The sequence below is a fragment of the Paenibacillus sp. 2TAB23 genome, from assembly GCF_052115165.1.
In the GTDB taxonomy this organism is placed as follows: domain Bacteria; phylum Bacillota; class Bacilli; order Paenibacillales; family Paenibacillaceae; genus Pristimantibacillus.
The window spans coordinates 57,213-77,976 of record NZ_JBFRGD010000027.1 but is presented as its reverse complement, the minus strand read 5'-3'; the positions used below and the strand labels follow the sequence as shown (position 1 = coordinate 77,976).

The 20,764-nt window shown below is 49.1% G+C and carries 26 protein-coding genes; all 26 read right to left on the bottom strand.

The window, feature by feature from the left end; all coding sequences use genetic code 11:
- Positions 1–129: 129 nt before the first annotated feature.
- Positions 130–1,569, bottom strand: a complete 1,440-nt coding sequence (gene gatB / locus AB4Z29_RS27865) for an Asp-tRNA(Asn)/Glu-tRNA(Gln) amidotransferase subunit GatB (protein WP_441946234.1) — start codon at positions 1,567–1,569, stop codon at positions 130–132.
- Positions 1,570–1,605: 36 nt separating this feature from the next.
- Positions 1,606–3,063, bottom strand: coding sequence for an Asp-tRNA(Asn)/Glu-tRNA(Gln) amidotransferase subunit GatA (gene gatA / locus AB4Z29_RS27860; RefSeq protein ID WP_441946233.1), 1,458 nt, complete (start codon positions 3,061–3,063; stop codon positions 1,606–1,608).
- 35 nt (positions 3,064–3,098) lie between these two features.
- Positions 3,099–3,386: an Asp-tRNA(Asn)/Glu-tRNA(Gln) amidotransferase subunit GatC gene (gene gatC / locus AB4Z29_RS27855; protein ID WP_281379088.1), complete on the bottom strand. Its 288-nt coding sequence runs from the start codon at positions 3,384–3,386 to the stop codon at positions 3,099–3,101.
- 185 nt (positions 3,387–3,571) lie between these two features.
- Entirely contained in the window at positions 3,572–3,955 is a 384-nt protein-coding gene (locus tag AB4Z29_RS27850; protein ID WP_183562679.1) for an ATPase, read from the bottom strand.
- 102 nt (positions 3,956–4,057) lie between these two features.
- Entirely contained in the window at positions 4,058–4,903 is an 846-nt protein-coding gene (locus AB4Z29_RS27845) for an ABC transporter permease (RefSeq protein ID WP_441946232.1), read from the bottom strand.
- On the bottom strand, positions 4,900–5,850 hold the full coding sequence (locus AB4Z29_RS27840; protein ID WP_441946231.1) for an ATP-binding cassette domain-containing protein: 951 nt from the start codon (positions 5,848–5,850) through the stop codon (positions 4,900–4,902). Before AB4Z29_RS27840 ends, AB4Z29_RS27845 begins: the two co-directional genes overlap by 4 nt.
- Entirely contained in the window at positions 5,847–6,056 is a 210-nt protein-coding gene (locus AB4Z29_RS27835) for a PLD nuclease N-terminal domain-containing protein (protein WP_183562673.1), read from the bottom strand. The genes AB4Z29_RS27840 and AB4Z29_RS27835 overlap by 4 nt, the downstream gene beginning before the upstream one ends.
- 51 nt (positions 6,057–6,107) lie before the next feature.
- The gene (locus AB4Z29_RS27830) at positions 6,108–6,329 is read right to left on the bottom strand and encodes a sigmaY antisigma factor component (protein WP_183562671.1); all 222 of its coding nucleotides are present in this window, start codon (positions 6,327–6,329) and stop codon (positions 6,108–6,110) included.
- A complete protein-coding gene (locus AB4Z29_RS27825; protein ID WP_441946230.1) occupies positions 6,317–6,649 on the bottom strand; it encodes a DUF5345 family protein in 333 nt (110 codons plus the stop codon). Before AB4Z29_RS27825 ends, AB4Z29_RS27830 begins: the two co-directional genes overlap by 13 nt.
- Positions 6,636–7,169 carry an RNA polymerase sigma factor SigY gene (gene sigY, locus AB4Z29_RS27820; protein ID WP_441946229.1) on the bottom strand — a complete coding sequence of 178 codons (534 nt, stop codon included), beginning with the start codon at positions 7,167–7,169 and terminating at the stop codon, positions 6,636–6,638. The genes AB4Z29_RS27825 and sigY overlap by 14 nt, the downstream gene beginning before the upstream one ends.
- A gap of 355 nt (positions 7,170–7,524) precedes the next feature.
- Positions 7,525–9,054, bottom strand: coding sequence for a PH domain-containing protein (locus tag AB4Z29_RS27815; RefSeq protein ID WP_441946228.1), 1,530 nt, complete (start codon positions 9,052–9,054; stop codon positions 7,525–7,527).
- A complete protein-coding gene (locus tag AB4Z29_RS27810) occupies positions 9,047–9,526 on the bottom strand; it encodes a PH domain-containing protein (RefSeq protein ID WP_441946227.1) in 480 nt (159 codons plus the stop codon). Before AB4Z29_RS27810 ends, AB4Z29_RS27815 begins: the two co-directional genes overlap by 8 nt.
- 17 nt (positions 9,527–9,543) lie before the next feature.
- Entirely contained in the window at positions 9,544–10,773 is a 1,230-nt protein-coding gene (locus AB4Z29_RS27805; protein WP_441946226.1) for a M24 family metallopeptidase, read from the bottom strand.
- 55 nt (positions 10,774–10,828) lie between these two features.
- Positions 10,829–11,314, bottom strand: coding sequence for a hypothetical protein (locus AB4Z29_RS27800; protein ID WP_441946225.1), 486 nt, complete (start codon positions 11,312–11,314; stop codon positions 10,829–10,831).
- Between the two features lie 20 nt (positions 11,315–11,334).
- Positions 11,335–11,760, bottom strand: a complete 426-nt coding sequence (locus tag AB4Z29_RS27795) for a hypothetical protein (protein WP_441946224.1) — start codon at positions 11,758–11,760, stop codon at positions 11,335–11,337.
- The gene (locus AB4Z29_RS27790) at positions 11,757–11,903 is read right to left on the bottom strand and encodes a hypothetical protein (RefSeq protein ID WP_441946223.1); all 147 of its coding nucleotides are present in this window, start codon (positions 11,901–11,903) and stop codon (positions 11,757–11,759) included. Before AB4Z29_RS27790 ends, AB4Z29_RS27795 begins: the two co-directional genes overlap by 4 nt.
- Before the next feature lie 44 nt (positions 11,904–11,947).
- Entirely contained in the window at positions 11,948–12,097 is a 150-nt protein-coding gene (locus AB4Z29_RS27785) for a hypothetical protein (RefSeq protein ID WP_183562657.1), read from the bottom strand.
- A gap of 34 nt (positions 12,098–12,131) precedes the next feature.
- Positions 12,132–13,025 carry a hypothetical protein gene (locus AB4Z29_RS27780; RefSeq protein ID WP_441946222.1) on the bottom strand — a complete coding sequence of 298 codons (894 nt, stop codon included), beginning with the start codon at positions 13,023–13,025 and terminating at the stop codon, positions 12,132–12,134.
- A 13-nt stretch (positions 13,026–13,038) separates the two neighbouring features.
- Complete coding sequence (locus tag AB4Z29_RS27775; protein ID WP_441946221.1) at positions 13,039–13,974, bottom strand: type II secretion system F family protein; 936 nt, start codon at positions 13,972–13,974, stop codon at positions 13,039–13,041.
- Entirely contained in the window at positions 13,967–15,340 is a 1,374-nt protein-coding gene (locus tag AB4Z29_RS27770; protein ID WP_441946220.1) for an ATPase, T2SS/T4P/T4SS family, read from the bottom strand. Before AB4Z29_RS27770 ends, AB4Z29_RS27775 begins: the two co-directional genes overlap by 8 nt.
- Complete coding sequence (locus tag AB4Z29_RS27765; RefSeq protein ID WP_441946219.1) at positions 15,337–16,185, bottom strand: hypothetical protein; 849 nt, start codon at positions 16,183–16,185, stop codon at positions 15,337–15,339. Before AB4Z29_RS27765 ends, AB4Z29_RS27770 begins: the two co-directional genes overlap by 4 nt.
- Positions 16,182–16,907, bottom strand: a complete 726-nt coding sequence (locus tag AB4Z29_RS27760) for an SAF domain-containing protein (RefSeq protein WP_441946218.1) — start codon at positions 16,905–16,907, stop codon at positions 16,182–16,184. Before AB4Z29_RS27760 ends, AB4Z29_RS27765 begins: the two co-directional genes overlap by 4 nt.
- Before the next feature lie 242 nt (positions 16,908–17,149).
- Entirely contained in the window at positions 17,150–17,500 is a 351-nt protein-coding gene (locus tag AB4Z29_RS27755) for a type II toxin-antitoxin system PemK/MazF family toxin (protein ID WP_028609438.1), read from the bottom strand.
- Between the two features lie 3 nt (positions 17,501–17,503).
- Positions 17,504–17,785, bottom strand: coding sequence for a CopG family ribbon-helix-helix protein (locus AB4Z29_RS27750; RefSeq protein WP_028609437.1), 282 nt, complete (start codon positions 17,783–17,785; stop codon positions 17,504–17,506).
- Positions 17,786–18,003: 218 nt separating this feature from the next.
- A complete protein-coding gene (alr, locus tag AB4Z29_RS27745; RefSeq protein WP_441946217.1) occupies positions 18,004–19,197 on the bottom strand; it encodes an alanine racemase in 1,194 nt (397 codons plus the stop codon).
- Positions 19,198–19,345: 148 nt separating this feature from the next.
- On the bottom strand, positions 19,346–20,668 hold the full coding sequence (locus AB4Z29_RS27740) for a LolA family protein (protein WP_441946216.1): 1,323 nt from the start codon (positions 20,666–20,668) through the stop codon (positions 19,346–19,348).
- Positions 20,669–20,764 lie beyond the last annotated feature (96 nt).

The following is a 20,764-nucleotide window of genomic DNA, read 5'->3' as shown; positions in this document are numbered from 1 at the left end:
TCTATACACGCTATTGTAACATAAGTGTATGCGCGAGTTGGAGCACACAGCTCTTGTACGATACCAGCTGCCCAAAAAGAAAAACGCGGCTCATCGCATGATGAACCGCGTCTTTCGGTATAGATCAGTTTATTTCAACCGCTCGATTAACAGCTTATTGGCAAGCGCGGGATTCGCTTTGCCTTTGGATGCTTTCATGATCTGACCGACTAGGAAACCAATCGCTTTGTCCTTGCCTGCCCTGTAATCCTCAACCGATTGTGGATTTGCTTCGATAATCTGATCCACGATAACGAGAACGGCGCCTTCATCGCTAATTTGAACAAGACCTTGCTCCTCAACGATTTGCTGCGGAAGCTTGCCCGATTCAAGCATGGCTTTGAATACCGTTTTGGCAATCTTCCCGTTGATCGTGCCTTTCTCCAGCAAACCGATCATTTCGCCGAGACCTTGCCCCGTGATTTTCACATCGGAAATCTCCTGCCCATTCGCATTCAAATAACCAAGCAAATCGCCCATGATCCAGTTCGAAACCGCTTTGGCATCCTTCGTATAGGAAAGGCTCTCCTCGAAGAAATCCGCAAGCTTCTTGGATGATGTGATCACTTCTGCGTCATAAGACGGCAGGCTGTACTCAGTCGTGTATCTGGCTTTGCGCCCGTCGGGCAACTCCGGTATAGTCGCTCGCACGCTTTGCTTCCATTCTTCGCTGATATGCAGCTGCACGAGATCCGGATCAGGGAAGTAGCGGTAATCATGTGCCTCTTCCTTGCCACGCATCGAGAACGACTTGCCCAGCGCATCGTCAAAACGTCGTGTCTCTTGAATAACTTCACCGCCGCCATCTAGAATTTCCGCTTGGCGGAGCTGCTCATATTCAAGACCACGTTGAACACCGCGGAAGGAGTTCATGTTTTTGAGCTCGGCACGCGTACCGAATTCTTTCTGCCCGTAAGGACGAAGGCTGATGTTGGCATCGCAGCGCAAGCTGCCTTCCTCCATTTTCACGTCTGAAACATCGCAGTACTGCATAATAGCCTTTATTTTCTCCAAATAGGCTTTGGCCTCTTCCGGTGTTCGAATATCAGGCTCCGATACGATCTCAATGAGCGGCGTTCCGACACGGTTGAAATCGACAAGTGAAGCATAGCCGCCGTCTACGTGAGTCAGCTTGCCTGCGTCTTCCTCGAGATGGAGCCTAGTAATGCCAATCCGCTTCGTTTCGCCATTCACCTCAATATCGATCCAGCCATGCTCGCCGATCGGCTGATCGAATTGAGAGATCTGGTATGCTTTCGGAGAATCCGGGTAAAAGTAGTTTTTACGGTCAAATTTACTGATGTCCGCAATTTGGCAATTAAGCGCCATCGCTGCTTTCATCGCGTATTCGACTGCTTGACGGTTCAATACCGGCAGCACGCCGGGATGTCCAAGACATACTGGACAGGTATGGGTGTTCGGTGGCGCACCGAAAGCCGTGGAGCAGCCGCAAAAGATTTTACTATTCGTATGCAGCTCCACATGGACTTCCAGCCCGACAACCGTTTCGTATTTGTTCGGTTCAGACATTCGTATCGATCCCTTCGTAAACGTATATATGGCCGCTTATAGCTGCGGGCGTTGTTTATGATGCTCCGTATGCTGCTCGAACGCATGAGCGGCGCGCAGCACCGTCGATTCGTCGAACGCTTTCCCGATAATCTGCAAGCCGATCGGCAAGCCGTCAGCCATTCCGCACGGTACACTAATAGCGGGAACGCCTGCAAGGCTTACTGGTATCGTACAAATATCGTTTAAATACATCGTTAACGGATCGCCAACCTGTTCTCCAATACGGAAAGCCGGTGTCGGAGCCGTCGGTCCGATAATCAGGTCATATTGGCTGAACACTTGGTCGAAATCCTGTTTGATTAACGTACGTACCTTCTGTGCCTTCAAATAATAGGCGTCGTAATAGCCCGAGCTGAGCGCATACGTGCCAAGCATAATTCGGCGCTTCACTTCGGCGCCAAAGCCTTCGCTGCGAGATTTCTTATATAAATCAATCAGGTTTTCTGGATTCTCGGCGCGTACGCCATAACGTACACCGTCAAAGCGAGCCAGGTTTGAAGATGCCTCCGAGGAAGCAAGCAAATAATACGTCGCAATCGCATATTCCGTATGGGGCAAAGAAACCTCTTCCCACGTAGCGCCTAACGACTCATATACCGATAGCGCTTGGAGCACAGCTTCCTTCACGCGCGGATCGATACCCGCTCCGAGGTACTCCTTCGGCACGCCAATACGCAAGCCTTTAACATCGCCAGTAAGAGCTGATGTATAATCAGGAATTTCAACGTTAGTGGACGTGGAGTCGCCTGCATCATATCCCGCAATAGCTTGCAGTACATACGCAGAGTCCTCGACATTTTTGGTTAAAGGACCGATTTGGTCAAGGGAAGAAGCAAAAGCAACGAGTCCGAATCGCGACACGAGCCCATAAGTAGGCTTAAGTCCTACGATACCGCAATAAGCAGCAGGCTGCCGAATCGAACCGCCAGTGTCAGATCCGAGCGAGAAGTATACTTGGCCAGCTGCCACCGATGCTGCCGATCCGCCGCTGGATCCGCCTGGTACGAATTCCGTATTCCATGGATTATGCGTCGGATAAAAGCTTGAATTCTCATTCGAGCCGCCCATAGCGAACTCGTCCATATTCAGCTTGCCAATCGTTACAGATTGAGCCGCTTTCAGCTTGCGAACGACGGTTGCATCGTAGATCGGATCATAATTGCTTAAGAACTGGCTTGCGCAGGTCGTAAGCAGCCCTTCCGTTACGATATTGTCCTTCACTCCCGCCGGCAATCCAAACAGCAACCCGCGTTCGCCGCCTTCTTGCAATTGCTTGTCCAGCTCGGAAGCCTGCAAGCGTGCTTGCTCTTCATTTAAAGTAATAAAAGCCTTGATAGCAGGCTCAGTTTCTGCAATTCTCGCATATGATGCGCTAACCAGCTCAGAAACGGAAAGTTCCTTATTGTTCAGCTTGTTATGTACATCCTGCAGGCGCAAATCAAACAGTGCCAACAGTAGTTCCTCCCTTCAATTAAAACCCATTCGTATTATTCAAGTACCGCAGGTACTTTAAATTGTCCATCCTCTTCATCAGGCGCATTCAGCAGCACTTTCTCGATCGGCAGCGAAGGCCGATTCTCATCCGCGCGCATCACATTCGTAATCGGAAGCACATGGCTGGTTGGCTCGACATTTTCGGTATCCAATCCGTTTAGCTTCTCGGCATATTTCAATATCGCGTTGAGCTGCTCTGTAAACTGATCCTTCTCCGAGTCGGAAAGCTCAAGCCGCGCCAGTCTCGCGACATGCTCTACATCCTTGGGTGTAATGCTCATCAGGTATTCTTCCTTTCCTATTCCTGTAATCATTCTTCCTATTATATCTTACTTGCATGGCGAACATCAATGAAAAGGGCAAACATCCAGCCTATATGCATGCAACTCCAGTGACTGAATAAAAAAAGACTGCTCCGATGTCAGCAAAGTGACATGCAGAACAGTCTACAGCGCATGGCTGTAAGCTATATCCATGCTTTTAAATTAACTTGACGGATAAAATCGGCAGGGCTAAGCGGTTCATTGCCTGCCTGTTCAAGCTCGGTCTCCTGCTCAGGTTCGCCATTCATCACGCGCTTGAACAATTCTTCGTTGTGCGTAGCGAGTGCGAAATCAATTAGCGCTTCCCGTTCGATGCGATCAACCTCATCTTGAATGAGTACCTCTTCGAGCTCCACGTCCTCATCCGGAATTAAAAAGTTCCGATTCGCCGAAGGCACCCTCAGTACGTAATCAAACACATTATCCGCATTGCGATCGTAAGCTATTATATAACCATGCTCCCCAATGGGAAGGTTTTGTTCAAATTGGTCAGCCACAATGACGACCTTTGTGCCTAGTTGTAGCATCGTCCTCAACTCCCGTTTCTTCGCCGCTGATTCTTTCACTACTATCCTACTAAAAAATAGTAGCGGTGTCCAATCGAAGAGAGTCAATAGACAGACTTTTCTTTATTCAGCTGCCAAACTTTTGCGAAGCTGCAAGGCTGCAAGGCTTATTGAACCTAACATACAAACAATTGTTACCACTACAGCTGCACTGAAAGTGCTAGAGTCTGGAGTGCCTGCGGCCGCTAGCTGATAGGCAAATCCGCTCAAAGCACCAGGCGTCCAGCCCAGCTGCTTGGGGAAAAGGCTTGCCAGCAGGGTTAGCATCAATGCGCCGCCTAGCGCAGCAAAAGCCGCTGCTGCCGAGCTTCGCAACCATGTACTGAAAAGCAGGGTAATCGTCATTACCGCGCTTAACCACAAGCCATATACGAGCATGCTGTCAAATGCCTGGACGATTGTCGTCTCACCGATCAATAAACCCGTATAGTACCAAGATGCCAAATAACCGGCTGCAAGCGAGCCCCATGCAAGCAGCAGCATCGACGTCCACTTGGAGCTGATATAGGCTATTGCCGATATGGGCTTTACAAGAATAATGGCTGAGACTCCGCTGAGACGCTCTCCGGAAACCGTACCCATGCAGGCTAATACGAGAACAAGCATGCCCAGCGTTCCGAATTGCTGAAGGGTTTGTGCGAGCACCTCGGCGCCGAGCGGCATTGGGATATCGATAACTGTTCCCTCCGGCAAGCTGCCCGCATGCTCTAGAATTACAGGCATGTAATAGGTCGAAACAGGCTGCATGATGCCAAGGAGAACGAACACAAGCGGTACCCATAGCAGCTTATAGCTTCGTGCTTGTTCGAGCAGCTCCTTCTGAACCATAACAAGGTAGCGGATAAAGCTTGAGGTCGCAGGGAAAGATGTTGGGTCAAGCTTGTCTGACAAATTCGCTGCACCCTTCATTCTCCCACCACCTTCATAAACAAATCCTCCAATGATGAATGCCCTACCTCGAGCTTGCTTATTTTTATTTGATTGCGAGCCAGTTCCCCAATAAGGATCTGCCTAGCGGCGTCTACATCCTTCACGGCAAAGCTGGCAGCTCCGTCTTGCTGCTCTGCTGTTTCGAACAAAGAAAGTTGATCGACAAGCCTCTTCTCATCCCTAATGGTTTGGATAAATAAAGCCAGCCATTGCCTTGAGCTTTCATCATTCTCAAGCTGCAGGTTAATGATCGGCTTCCGCCGCTCCTTGCGGATGGTTTCAATTGCTCCTTGCAGAGCAACTTGCCCTTCATGAATAATGATGACATCATCACAAAGCGCCTCAGCATCATGAAGGACATGTGTCGAGAAGAGGACCGTCGTTTCCCGTTTCAATTCGCGCAGAAGATCAAGCACCTCCCTGCGCCCAATCGGATCAAGCGCCGATACGGGTTCATCCATGACAAGCAGCTTCGGCCGATGGACAAGCGCTTGAGCAAGCCCAAGCCGCTGCTTCATGCCGCCTGAGTACGAACCGATCCTCCTTTTGGCAGCGCCTGCAATTCCGACGCGTTCAATCAGTTCCTTTGCACTTTTCTTGGCCTCGGCAGAGGTAAGGCCGCACAATTGACCAGCATAGGAAACAAACTCAAAACCCGTCATCCAATTATGGAAGGAAGGCGTTTGCGGCAAGTATCCAATCAGCTCTCTGTGTTCTCCGCTATGTCTGGCACCTTTGAAGACCATCTGACCTGAAGTCTGCTTTAGCAGGCCGGCAATCATGCGAATGGTCGTCGTTTTGCCTGCCCCATTCGGTCCAAGCAGCGCAACGCAATGCCCCTCGGCTATCGTAAAATGGATGCCGTCAACTGCTTTTACGGTGCCGAAGGTTTTCGTCAAGCTTTTAACCTCAAGTAGTGCAGTCATCCTTCATTCCTCCTGCCTGCGATAAAAAAGGCGATCGGCCCGAATATATTGATAAAAATAATAATAAGAACCCAGACCCACTTGGGTCCGCGCGTACTCTCCGCCTTTGCACACAAAACCAAAGCGATGGTCATTATGATCAACTGTATGACGATAATCGGTGCAAGGATTGGCAATAAGTCGGCGATTACGATTGATTCATTCATCCTTTATCCTCCTCTAAGCCTGTCGGCTTACGCAGTTGCTTATCTAGTTCTCTACTTTTCTTCTTTTCGTCTGCCGCGACGAAACCACCCGCTTCGTACAAATAAAAAATAAAAGGCAAGCGGCATCGGAATTTGAATCAAGCCCCATATTCCCCAAAGCCAAGGCATGCTATCCCGTTTGCGCGCATCGATAAATAACCAGGTAGATTGCGCAATCAGAGCAGCAACGAGCAAAATCCAAAACCATATCGGCAAAATCTTCAGCTCTTCCATTCACGCAGCCTCCCCCGTGCGAATGCGTAGCTGGCATACCCAATCCCGCCTGCCGTAATGACTGCTTGAATCATTGCAAACCATATCCAGTTACGGTCGATGATCCACAGCATCACTCCAAAAATCAAGCATGCCAGCAGCCAGAATAGCAGCAGCTCTCTCCAAAGCTTCCTTTTTGTATCCTGCACGTGGGCAAGTACAAGCTCCTCAAATCGATGCTGCTCAGGAACCTCCGGCGCATGCGCAGCGTCAAAGCGGGTTAAATCTTCTTTCATTAGATTGTTGAACCAATTCTGCTCTTCCTCATCATGCTTCTTCATGCTCCGTTAGCTCCTTTCGCAGCTGCTTCAATCCATTATGCAGTCTCGATTTCACCGTTCCCACGGGAATGTCCAGCATTGCGGATATTTCATCTTGTCCATAGCCGTAATAATATTTAAGCAGTACAGGAATCCGAATGCTGCTGCTTAGTCGTCCCAGTGCCTGGAGTGCATCCGACCAATCAACGCCCTCCCGGATGGTTTCGTATTGGATCGACCGCAGCGAGCGTTCTTCCTGAAGCCAATGCCGCTCCAGCTCATTGCGGCGCATCCGGTCAATAACAATCCTTGAGGCTATCGTAATCAGCCACGTTGAGAATTTGGCTTTTCCCTGAAAGGTCGCTATTTTCTCAATCGCCTTCAGCATCGTCTCCTGCGTAACATCCTCCGCACGGCTTTTGTTCATCGTTGCCTTAAGCAGATACTGATACAAAAATGAGTAATGCTCACGGAGCAGCTCGGATAGCGCCCGCGAATCTCCGCGAATCGCTTTCTTAACAAGCCTCGTCTCGTCTACCACGAGCGCCTGACCCCCTTGTTTCTTTCGGTAATATAGCTTAGACGAACAGCTTGCGCGATTCGTTCACTCCGAAAGCATATTTATTTTAAGGAATAAGAAGAAACGCCTGACTGCGTCCTCTCTATACACGCCATCATTTCGGCGAAACGTATAGAGAAAGGATGAGCAAACTCATATCCTTTCCTATCCGTTAAGTGTAAACAGCTGAAGCCGTCCTCTGTGGCAAAAGCAGTCGTTTCGCGGAGATTGATAAGCACATTTATATGAGAATACATATAAATTCTTATATATTGAAAAAAGCCGCAGAAGCGAGTGGCTCTTCTGCAGCAGCTATAGGTTCTATTTTACAAGAATGCTAATTTTGACTTCGGCTGTACCAACGCCACACAGGCTCAACATCCGCATGATCCAAGCATTTCACGCGGTACTCAAACGGGCTGCCGAGCGCGCGCACGGATAAGGTTAACAAGTTCTTTCGCTGCTGTCCAATCGACCGGTTCACACGCATCGTCACGATCTGCGGTCGTCGAATCAAAAACGTCGATCTCGATAAGAATCGCGTACGCAGCGTAAGCTGTCCGTTCCTCAGACTAACTCCTGCAGCAGCATAACAGCTCCTCCTCCACCACAGAACAAGCGGAATGAGTACTAACGACCACGACCCTGCTTCCTTCAAAAAAATGATTGAAGCTGCGCATAGCAGCGCCGCAATCAAAAGCTCAATTCTAACATAATACAATAACGCTCGCTTCGGCGCGCCCCGCAAAGGCGCTAGCTCAGAATGCTCAATCTGCGGTACAAAATCTTTCAAAACCTGTTGGATATCGGAACGCTTGATAAAGGGATGCAGCATAAGCTGCTCCTTCTTGTCAGATGAAACGATTTGCAGCCGAATCTCAGCGTATCCGAAGGCCTGGCGCAGCCAGCTTTCACTCACAATGACAGCTTGCACTTTTTTAGGATCAAACACAAATGACTTTTTTTCCAACAACCCATAGGATACCGAGATTTGCCTGCCGTCTTTCTGAACAGCGAAGCCGCTAAACTTCAGCACATACAATATAATCGAGAGCAGCCATGCAAAGGCAACTCCTGCAATGACTACAATAACTACGGCGAGATAGCTTGGCATGAGGCTCGATGAATCCTCAACGACTGACTCGAAAAAATGATCGGGAAGCAGCTGGTTGATGAAGTCGTTAGCGAAAGAGTACAATCCAGCCATAAAAGCTGCAACTAGACCGAAATTCATCGAGGTCGCAGCCGCCTGAAGCAGCTGTCCCGCATGAAGCGCAATCGAAGGACCGCGCTCAGTCTTATGACTGACGGATTCTGAGGCTAGCGGTTTTTGATTTATTTTCACAACCAGCTGATCGTCTGCCTCAGGTTTCTGCGTCATCAGCTCCTCAGACAGAGGTTGCACTTCGGGAGCAGCAATGACCGAGGCCTGTTTCTTTAGCATCAGCTGGATATCGCTTGCTTCTTTAAGGGAGAGCGCCGGTAAAATACCGTCTGACTTCTTGTTGCCGCCGGGCGTCTCGATCTTCACTTGCGCGACCTTCAACAGTCGCTGAACAAGCGGCTGTTCTACGTTAACCGAATGAATCCTCGTATAATAAATCGTTTTCTCGTCTCGGAACAACCAGCCTTTGCGAATGATGATCCGATCGCTTTCCAGCCAGAAACCAAAGCTTTTCCATTCGATATAACTGAACACAAGTATTATGGCCGATAGCGCAGTGACGCCAGCATACCAATACCATTCCAGTCCCGTCCAGTCTGTTCCCCTCAATAAGCCGATCAATATTAACGGAATGAATCCTCGAATTGTATTCAGCAGACCGAACAAAATATATATGGGATGAAGCGTTCGACGCTTATTCATCTTGATCGTCCACCTTAGCCAATGCGCCGATTCTGCGTTTAAGCTGTTGAGCTTCACCGAGCTTCAGTCCGCTGATCCGGTGCGTTGTCGCAGCCGTAACAACCGAAACGCTGGCCAAATCATATTTGCGCATAAGCGGTCCGCTTTCAAGCTCCACATGCTGCACACGCACCATAGGAACCAATACATTGCTCAAAAAAACAAGCCCGGATTGGATTTCCAGTTCGTCCTCAAACAGCTCATACTGAAACCGCTTATACTTCATTTCGGGAAAAATCCAAGTAAAGAGAATAATAGAAGCAGCGCACACAGACAATGCAATCCACCCCGGAACGAGTGTCCAAGCCCAAATCGAAGCACAAATAAAATAAGCGATAATGACAGCTAGGAAGATACCGTTCCATATGAGCTCGCTAATTCGGTAAACCTTTACGTAATCACGATGAAGCCGCTTGGTAAGCTCCCGATTCATCCTTACATCCCCCTTGTTTAAGGCAATACGATTAGTCCTTCTTTGAACTGCGTCAGCTTCCTCGCACCCTGATCCGTAATAAGGTAGCTGTTCTCAATGCCAACAACTCCAAGACCAGGGAACGTAAATTTGGGCTCGACGGCAAGCACCATTCCTGGCTCCAATAGCATATCGAAGCCCTTGGCGAGAACGGGCCATTCATCAATTTCAAGCCCGATGCCATGTCCCAGGAATTTGGCCTGATCGGCTCCGAAGCCCATAAAGTGATCGGAAAGATTTGCGGAGGCGCAGCCAGCAAGCGCAGCCTCATATAACTTCGAACAAGGCGTGCCAGGAACCATCATCTCCTCTGCTTTAGCGATGAGCGTCTCCGACGCACCGTATGCATGCTGAAGCGTTTCAGGCAGCTTCCCCATAACGGCAGTCCGAGTCTGGTCAATCACATAACCGTCTACGCAGCATCCAATATCGATCAAGATGGGCTCGTTTCGCTTAATCATAGACCGGCTGACGCTTTGCGGAGAAGCTGCGCCCAGCCCCAAGCCTCCGGCCGGCCCGTCAAAATAAGATGGGACCGCAGCTGCTGGGCCCGATATGACCATCCCCGTCGTAATTTCTTGATTAAAGCCCCGCATGCGCATCAAGCCAATATGCCCTCTAATTCGCAGCTCGTATTCAATGCGTGCCATCCACTCAAGCTCGCTTATTCCTTCTCTAAGCACACTAAGCGCCGCGGTCAATGACTCAGATACTACCTTTGCCGCCGCTTCGATTCTGCCTATTTCCCAAGGCGACTTAATCATTCGAAGCTTGCGAATATGTGAAGAGCCATCTATAATCGTACGGCTTGCGGCCGAACCAAGGAGCTCCTTTAGCTTGGTGTATAGCTGAGCCGGCAGCACATCGAGATCAGAGGCGATTCGAATGCCTGATTTCTTTCCAAACAAATGCGGGTAATGCTGCGCAAGCGTCCCACCAAAAAACCGAAAAGCACCAAGTTCGGCTACCTTTACCGCGGTCTCCAGCTTGGCTCGCTGAACACTGCGCCGAACGTAAAAGGTAGCATCGCCGGTGCTTGGAATAAACAAATACCCATTTTGCATCGAGCCGCTAAAATAATAAAGATCAACATTTTGCGTGATAAGAAACGCATCTACGCCTTCCTTTTGCATAACAGCCTGCAAACGGATCATTCTCTCGCTCACAAGCGCTTCAGGAACATCAGCAACTATATCCAACACAGCCATTATCAACTCCTATATAAACTCCCTCCCCTTATTACACCAATTTTCCTATTTTACGTCAACCCGCTACGAGCTCCGCCGCCCCCTTAATATGCCATTCAATAGGCTCCAACACTTCAAATACGCGAGGATATACCATTTTTATGATTAAAATAACGCCTGGACGCTGTAAGGTAACCTCGTACTGATAAGCATTATTTCGGTATGTATAAGGAAATATTTCGTCCGCGTTTACTAGCTTGAACACCACAACCTGCACCGTTTCCTTCAAAAAGGAGCCGGCAAGCGGTGCACCTTGTGCATCCAGCAGCAAGTTCTGCTGCAAGTACAAAGCTGCTGCAGCTTCGGCCTTTATAGGCTCAAGGCGAAAAATGCCTTCTCCCAGCGCTGCCGTATCAACCTGCTGGGCCGCTGCATGAGCGGCTCGGTTGACGGCATGCTTCCCTTGAAACAAAGTTTTCATAGCGAGCTGTTCCTCTACCTGAAGCAGATGCAACGAAAGCCATATCGACATCATTACAACGATGAGCAGCAGCTTGTACATTCGTTAACCATCCTCTCCTCCTATGGAACATACTCGCTCATTTTCATCCCGAACGCCTTCATCCTATCTGACGGTAACGGCGGCGTTAAACCAATCAAACGATCAATCTCAAATATATGCTCGTAGGGATAGCTCATCGTTAATGAGATTCCCGTACCTCGAGGCAGTGGATCGTACGGATTGGATGCTGACTGCCCGTTCGTCGATGCAAGCTCATACGATATATCCTCAGGACGCATGCCAAATCTCGCTAGACGCTGTCTAGACTGCTCCTGCATTGCTGAGCTTATGTATCCGTAGCCTCCGCTAGCTCCTATTTCCAACAAGTAATCCACCTCTTGCTGCAATACCGCCTGCCTGACAATAAGAACATGTTTATAAATCGGAGAGAACATCAGCCAGCAGAGCAGCGCTGCAAACAATACGAAGATCAAAATCTGCTTCATGGGCTCATGCTCCTAATATGCGAGCTGATCGAGCTGCCAGCGCCGTCAATCTGCCGCTTCATTCCTGCATCGCCCTCGGCGATTGCTTGATAGCAAGCCAGCACGGCAACAAGCAGCAGCATGGAGATTAGAATTCCGCGCATATCGTAATACCTCCGCTCTTTATGGCTAACACAATACCGATGAATTAAGGAAGCATTTGACTAATCTTTGTATTGGCGGCAGTGCCCTGCGTTTCGATTTGACTGCTTGTTCCCGTTGTATCCTGAGCGATTATCGTATTGAATAGAACGATTACGACGACCAGCATCATGACGGTCATTAGAATATTGCGCACGTGATCACCTCCTTCCAAAGCTTCGTTGCCTCTTTCAGCTCAGAGACTGAAAGAGCTTCTGTCCCTCTCTCACCCACAGATAGATAAAGATTTGAAAGGTGTACAAGATCGGAATGCCCGCGATGATAAATAATAAATAGGAAGTTGACTCTTTGCGGCTTTCCTTGGCCAGCTCGATCTTCTCCTTGTAGTCTTCAATTCTTGTGCGGATCAGCTCATAATATTGATGGCTTTCATGCAGCCTGAGCGCATCCAGCGTTTCTACGAAGCTTAAGCCCTCTTCCGTGCCAAGCCTCTGTTTAAATCGCTGCAGAGCCCCTCCCGCATCGTGATACCACTCGGCAAGCAGCTGGTTCAATTCAAAACGCATCACGCGCGTAAAGGGTACACAGCGCTGCAGCTTAGCATGAATATGCAGCGAAGAATCTGACAAATAAATCAATTGCTTGCTGACTACAAAAATCTCTTTCGTCACTTGCAGCGCTCGCATCTTGCGAATGGAACGCAGCCATAGAAGGTCAAGATTAATAAGAAGCATCGCCAGAAGCAAGAAGGGAGCGACATAGGAAACGGGAACGTAGGCGTTCAGCCATTTATGCCAAATAGCCACACTAACGATTAAGCTGCCCATCGTACAAACAAGCAGACGGTACGCGAGCATATACCATGCCGCATCAGCCGTTACCCCGCAGCCGGCAAGCAGAATTTCTCTTTCCACGAAAGATTCCCTCTTTCTTGAAAGCAAGAAGAACCGCAGCCATTTCTCCGGTACCATTCTCGTACGCCAAGCCGACACGACAGTCAAATGCTTCCATATAGCAGGACGTTCAGGCCATAGCTGCAATAAGATGTAAAAAAACACCGCACCGAAAACGCATTGCCCAGCTATAAAAGCCAGCCCCATCATTTGCATGACCCAATTCGGCATAGCTAACCTCCTCTCACATTTTTTTTCGCGATAGCCATAATCCCATCAGAAATGAAGCGAAAATCAACAAAGCTGCATTAAGCAGCATATCCCGTCCCATCGGATCAACAACGTAATAGAAATAGGTGTTTTCTTTGTTGTATCGCAAATTAATGCCAATAAATAAAGCAAGGAACAACAGTGGTGAAAAATTGGCAACTCGAATTTCCAGCAAGCGGTTCCGCTCTTGTTCATTCGCCCGTCTAGCTTTGCGCATATCGGTGAGCAGCTCCTTCAAGCTGTCTGACACCGTTACACCTTCTGCGAGCGCAACCCGCAAGATATGCACAAAATAATCGGCCCACAAATGACCAAGCGATGTGCTGAGCAATCTTAGGCTTGCTTCATCATCACCCCGCACCGACAAATTACGGTAAAGCTGCTCGAATACGGCTTGCATCGGTCCCAGCAATCTTCGCTCTTCCACGGTGCGCTGCAGCGCGACTCTTACTTGGCTCTCCCCTGTAATCAGATAGCATTGATAAAAAAGCTCAACGGCCGGCAAAAAGTCCATTTGCGTCTGCATGCGCCGATGCACGAGCAGCGTCCGAAGGATCGTATAGGGCAATAATCCAATCACTAAGCCGAACAACAAGGTTCCCTTTACACTTTGGAAGAAGAGTCCGCCTGCAGCAAGCCCTGCCAGAAGCAGCAGACCGGAAATATAAGCAAAGCCGGTTGGTGAAATACCAAGACGCAGCGCCTCCAGCAAATCAGATAGATGACGATACAGCCATGCGTAGCGTTTAAAGCGCTCTGCTGCCCGTACGCGCAAGCTGCGCTTCGAAATATAAGTTAGCTTTCTGACGAGCTGTTGCTCCTGCGACCATAGGAAAAGCAAATTGATAATCGCAATAAACAATAGGCAAAATAACAGTGCTGCAGACGCGCCGGCAGAAAGCTCATTCATAACGCTTGCCTCCTCCAGCAAGTCGTAAGGCAGCTGAGGCAGATGGAAGCGCTGGATAAATCCATTTCTCCTTCTTCTCATCGTACATAACCCAATCCTTAAGAATTACCTGCCCGTTCTCCCAGCTGAACTCGCTAACCCTCCTAATCATGCGTCTCCCTCCCATTAGAGCCATCTCGATTCCAATCTCTGTAACGTATTGCGTGATCCGTTTGGTCAAACGCTCAGCATTCATCCCTCTGCCATCCTGCATGCACATATCCGTAATCGCCTCAGGCACATCCTCCAGCGTATTGGCATGCACGGTCGTCATGCTTCCCGAATGTCCCCTCGTGCAGGCACGCACGTAAATGTTCGCATCCAGATCGCGTATCTCGGCATGAATAATACGCTTCGGCGATTGCCTCAACGCAAGCTTGAAGGCCTGATCCGCCCGGTGATAGTCATCCTCTTCATCAGTCGTATACTCAATGACGTTCTTGTTCGGAAAATCACGCCCGAGCATCATTTCAAAACGCCCTTCAATTGTAATAATCCGCTCTTCGTCCGGCAGTTCGGCAATGAGTGCTTTCATTAGATTCGTTTTGCCTGAATTCGTAGGACCAATGATAACGATATTGAACCGCGCCTCTAGAATGGCGGTCAGCAGCATCTTGATCTGCTCGTTCATCGTCCTATACTTCGGATCGCATAATGTAAGCAAGCTAATGCTTCTTACCGTATAAAAACGAATGGTCAAGGTTGGATTTGCCGTGAACCCGAATCCGGTCATCGTTACGCGCGAGCCATCCTGCAGCATGACCTCTGCCCATCTCTTACGCGGATTAATGCGATCATTATTGTACAAAACAAGATTTTGCTGAATGCGCTCAACCTCCCGTGCGTTGTCAAAACGATATTCGCTTGGCTTGGAGACTCCGTTTCTGACAAGGAAGATGCTTGTTCCGACAACCTGTATTTCCTCTAAACCGTCTTTATCTGCCAGCACCAGCTCGAGCACATTCAATCCGATTACCTCGGCGAACAACGCTTCTGCCAATGTGTGATACGGGTGCTGTACATGATCGGCCCGATGAATACGAAGTCTTATCAAACGATCCGCGATGACCGCAAGCACCTGCTCCCGTTCCTGTGAATAGCCTAACACCGCACGATTCAGCGTTTCGCTGTACTGCCTGCGCTCATCCTCTCCTACTCCGTGCGGAATGCTTAGATAAGAGCGAATATCATCAGCAAGCCGTGCGAACTCTCCCTGCGTGTCTGCTGTCTGGTACGGTGCAAGCGGCTCATTATCGTGCTGCTCCCGCTCCGACTGCATCTGCGCAGCAAAACCTGAAGGCGAGAATCGATTCTGTTGTGCCGTCACGAGCTTGTACCGTTACGATGGGCAAGCAGCTTGCGGTACCACGGCTGAACGGCTACAGAAACCCCCAGGCTCCGAATGCCATGCCTCTGCATTATCGCCTTCGCAGGACCCTTCATCATCTCCGAACCGCCGCTGTCCGTCTTCAGCCACTGAGCATAGGTTCCACTATCCAATTGACTGGATACTGATTCGCTTAATTGAAGCTGACCCAGTGCCGACGTGCCGAGCTCTTTACAAATATGCTTCATCTGATAGCCTCCATTTCTCCAAGGTCCATTAATAGTAATTGAATCATATTGATCAGGATTTACGCCGAATAACGGCGATACCTGCCCGATCCAGCGCTTGCCATCCTCTTGAAAATGAGACAAGGACGGCGTAGTCACCAGTATGCGCGAGCCTGCTCTTCTAACCGCGCATATGGTGGCAGCGTTATCCCAATACGCGCCGACATCCGCGATAACGAATGCAAACGTCTGCTCTGCGACGTCGAGCAAATGCTTCGCTTCTTCTGGCGTGAAATATTCCGCTTGCTCCCTCATCATGTTGCCGAATAATACCTGTACATTCGGCTGGTTTGCCACCTTATGCGCCGCCTTGCGCAGCATATCCGGCGTCAACGCGGAGGATCTCAGCTCTGGGCGAAGCTTATCTAATGTGACGAGCGGTTCATCGATACCGAGATAGCGATGAATTTTTGAGCTTTTGAGATTGAGGCATAAATATCCGACTGGCTTGCCGCTCGCTTCCCCAATCCGGAAAGCAGCTGCGAATGCCGCTGCTGTCGTTCCGATATTGGGTGTCGTTCCTATAAATGCAGCTAAAGGTGCAATTGCAGCATTCACAGCCCACCATCCTCTCCAGCACCAGCTAGATCAAGCGATTCCGGGCTGTACGACACGACCAGCTTTAAGGCTCCTCCTTTGCAATAGCCGTCAAGCAATAACCACTGCTCTTCCGTTAAATTCAGGTTCAAGTAGTCGATCATGCCGTTAGCCTCTCGCCGCGAAGCATACATTTGCTCCTTATTCCCTTCCGCACGCGAGATGAGATTCGGATTCTCGATGTTGTCGATCTCCACATTCCCCGATGATTTCACCGATGCAACAGTAACTGCGGCTGTGAATAACCGTTCGGAAGGGTGTCCTTCCCCTGAAGCATACAGCAGTACCTTATCGCCTGCCCTAATGCCATTGGAGATGGAACGGATGTACTCCTTGGGAATCTGAAAAGTAGATTCCGACCGCTTTGGCTGCAAGCGGAACTCATCCACCTTCCAAAGCAGCAAAGGCTCGCCTTTGCCAAGCGGAATAATCGTCTCTTTCCCAGCTGCCTCCTCCAGCTTCATGACCATGTCGGGAACATACACAGCCTGAGGAACCGTTTTGTATTCCAAATCGCTTTCCTGAAGCCGTTCTCCCGCTCCTATGAATCGTTTGGGTACAATTACGGCTATCATCTCCTCGTTCTCCATATGCACGCGCTGCAGCTCGTAGATGCCATAAACTAAGCTTGCCGACAGAACGGCCGCTGTCAGGCTGATGATTGCATTTCTTCGTTTTCTCATCGCCACTCCTCCCCGAACACAAAAAAAGAACGCACCAGCTGCCATCTAAGGCTTACTGAGTGCGTTCTTCGCATAATCGTGCTCATTTATAGGTTTACTTAAGTAATTGAGTTCATAATAGCAAATCCATCTTTCATTTGTCTATCATTTTTTCCTAATTTCATCATTTTTATGTAAAAGACGACAAAAAAAGCCATTCAGCAGAAGGTCAACCCTTCTAGACGCTAAACAGCCCATAACGCTCAGAAATCAATTAAGCCAACACTAATCAGTAAAGCATCATCGACCTTGCGCATCGTTTCATCATCCAAATGCGTAATTTTATCAGTAAGCCGCTGCTTATCAATCGTTCGAATCTGCTCAAGAAGCACCACGGAATCGCGGTCAAAGCCATGTGCGGCTGCATCCATTTCGACATGGGTCGGCAGCTTTGCCTTCTGGATTTGAGCCGTTATTGCAGCTACGATGACCGTAGGACTGAAACGGTTACCAATATCATTCTGAATGACCAGAACAGGACGAACGCCTCCCTGCTCCGATCCGACGACTGGCGATAAATCCGCAAAAAAAACATCACCACGTTTTACAATCAACCTCTACACCCCGCTAACGAGACGGCCTAACGTATGATCTGCTTCTTCCTCCGCTTGAAAAGCTTCCGAGGCCATGTTCAGGTTTATTTTCGCCATCTCCATGTATCCGCGCTGCATGGATTCCCGGATTTGACGTTTTTTACGCTCCACCAAATAAAGCTTCATGGCTTGCCGAATAAATTCGCTGCGGTTGGAGTTTTCCTTGGCAACTATCCCGTCAACCTCCTCCAGCAAATGATCTGGCAGGCTAATCATGATTCTTTTGGTATTTTGTACATTGGCCACCGAACTCGCACCCCCAAAACTTTTCCATAACCTTACTACACATTATGACAATATATTGCCGTCGCTATACTTCAACATATCTATGATAGCCGTATATCAAATATGCTGTATGTTTTCATGTATAGCCCTTATAGATGATCTGCCATATTACATTCGAGATTTTTGGCGAAAATCCTCTTCATTTACGAAAATTTGTAAGTTGAAACAATTACCAATAGTTATTTTGACTGAGCAAGGGGGTTTTGAATCGCGATTGTGCGGTCACCGCTAATATAAATGCGTGGCAGCCGTGCAGCAAGCATACAGATGACCTCATAATTAATCGTGCCAAGCTGATCCGCAACATCCCCAACGGTAATAACCGAATCACCTTGGCGGCCAATGAGCACCACTTCTTCGCCGTTCTTAACGTTGCCATCACTCTCAGTTGCCGCTGGATCAAGCGCAATCATGCACTGGTCCATGCATATCGTTCCAAGAATCGGAGTTTTCACTCCGCGTATGATCCCTTGTGCTTTGCCGGTAAGCATACGGCTATAGCCGTCTGCATATCCAATCGGCAGCGTTCCGATGCACTCTTCCTGAGCCGCTACATAACGTGTGCCGTAACTAATTCCCCAGCCAGCCGGTACCGTTTTGACCATAACGACTTCCGTCTTCAGAGACATCACGGGCTCCAGCTCGATACGCTGGCGGTTTACCTCATCTGACGGATACAACCCATACATACTGACGCCTAAGCGGAGCATATCGCCTGCCCATTGGGGCGTATCAATACCCGCGGCGCTGTTTGCCGCATGAATAATCGGAATGGGCCAGCCCTGCTTCCTCACATGCACGGCTACCTCTTGAAACCTGTTGTACTGAAGCTCGGTGTATTCTTTATCTGCCTCGTCTGCGCGCGCGTAATGCGTGAATAAGCCTTCTACTTCCACCTGTGGAACCTTCATAACCTTTTCGATAAAGGACAACACTTCATCCTTGCCGATAACGCCTAGCCTACCCATTCCGGAGTCCATCTTAATATGGACCTTGAGCCTGCGGCCACTATCATCAGGCGTCAGAACCGACGCTGCGGCTAAAACGTCTTCTCGGAAGAGACTGATCGTAATGTTATGGCTTCTAGCGACAGACAAGGCATCCGCAGCCACGAATCCAAGCACGAGAATCGGGGTTTGGATGCCAGCCTGGCGCAATTGCAATGCTTCATCAAGAAATGCAACGCCTAAATAATCTACGCCGAAGCGTTCTGCCTCCCGTGCAATCTCAACCGCGCCATGTCCGTAAGCATTTGCTTTAACAGATGCCATGATCTTGCATTCATTCGGGATCGCATTTCGAAAAGCCTCTAAATTATGTCGTAAAGCATCTAATGAAAGTTCAACCCTAGTAGGGCGATAATACAAATCCAAGCCGTTCACCTTCTCCTTGTCTGGCAGCCACAACAGTCCGAGCAGCAAACATCAATAGCAATAATGTTAAACCTTGCTGCTGAGACTGTCAATGAAACGAACCTCGAAAATGGCTAGTACGTCTTGGAAAATCGCCCGTTTAACCGATTTATTTGCCGATTTCGCCCTGTACCGATTGGGCGACCTTAATCATCTCGGACTCCGGCAGATTTGCGCTTGTCAAACGGAACTGATGGCCTTCATACGTCCAAGTCAACGTCTGCTGCTCTTCGCCGCTCAGCTCGCCCACCGTGAAGCCTAGATCCAGTATCGAGCCTGGCACCAATGATGCCGCTTGATCTTTCGGTTCTGTTTGAATAAGCGTATAGCTGTAATCGCCTGTGTAACGCAGCATCAGGCCAGGGTTGCCGCCAAACACAATGTCAATAAGCTCTGGCTCCTGAACGCCTGCTGGCAAATAAGAAGGCTTCATTGCAGTAAAGCCCACTGCTTCTTCGGGATTGGCACTCGTTGCCGCATCATCGCCTTCATCCTCGGACGTATTCCCGCTGTTGTTCGTTTGATCATCACCATCTACAGCGCTGTTGTCACCGGTTTGATTGCCGGCATCGTCTGCTTTATTCCCGTTCGTTGCAGCATTCGCGTCCTTGTCCGCATCGCCTGCTTTATTCCCATCTGCTGCAGCATTCGCGTCTTTGTCCGCATCGTCTGCTTTATCCCCATCTGCTGCAGCATTCGCATCTGTGTTCACATTGTCGACGTTTCCTTCAGCAGCTCCATTGGTGCTCTCATCATCCGGCAGCGTCATCGTCGGCTCTTCTGTCGTTTGGCTGGAAGGTGTCGCTTTCATGTTGGCTTCCGTCTCGAAAACGGCTTTATCGAACTTCGGCCCGAAGTCAAAATTATCAAATTTTACTTCGACCATAACGGCCGAATTCGTATCGCTCACTTCAACCTGAACGGGCTTATAATCCGCTTTATTGAGCCATATTTTTTGGCGAGCCAACGAGCCGTTATTATAATTAGCCATAACGTCAAAGACATAATTGTCCTCGTCGATTACAAACTGTCTGGAATTGTCCACAAGGATGCTTTGTACGAGCGTTTGGTACAAGTAAACTTGGCCTTGGTTTTGCGGCCAATCGCTTTGGAAGCGGAAAACTTTATTCAGCTTCGGTGTGAGAACGAATACGCCGTCGTCATTGCGAAGCACGATTTGTGTAATGTCCTTCTCTTCATTCGTAAGCTTGATCCGATAATATTGCGGTTTCTGATAGGATACCTCCACCTTGTACTCCAGTGGCTGCTGGCCCGTCCGCAACGTCATCGTACCGCTTCCTTGATAGCTCTCCATGCTGTTCACTACTTTGTCGAGCTCCTTAACCACGGACTCGGCGTCCTTCGTTCCGCAAGCTGCTAATACGAGCGACAAACACAATATGATTGCCGCGGTCCATGTCATGCGACGCATGTAATCATCCCCTCTGCACATTGTTTTTTACTGGCTGATAACATGTCTATGAGGGGACTTGACCAATTATGCGGACTAGTTTGACAAGCTTAGGCA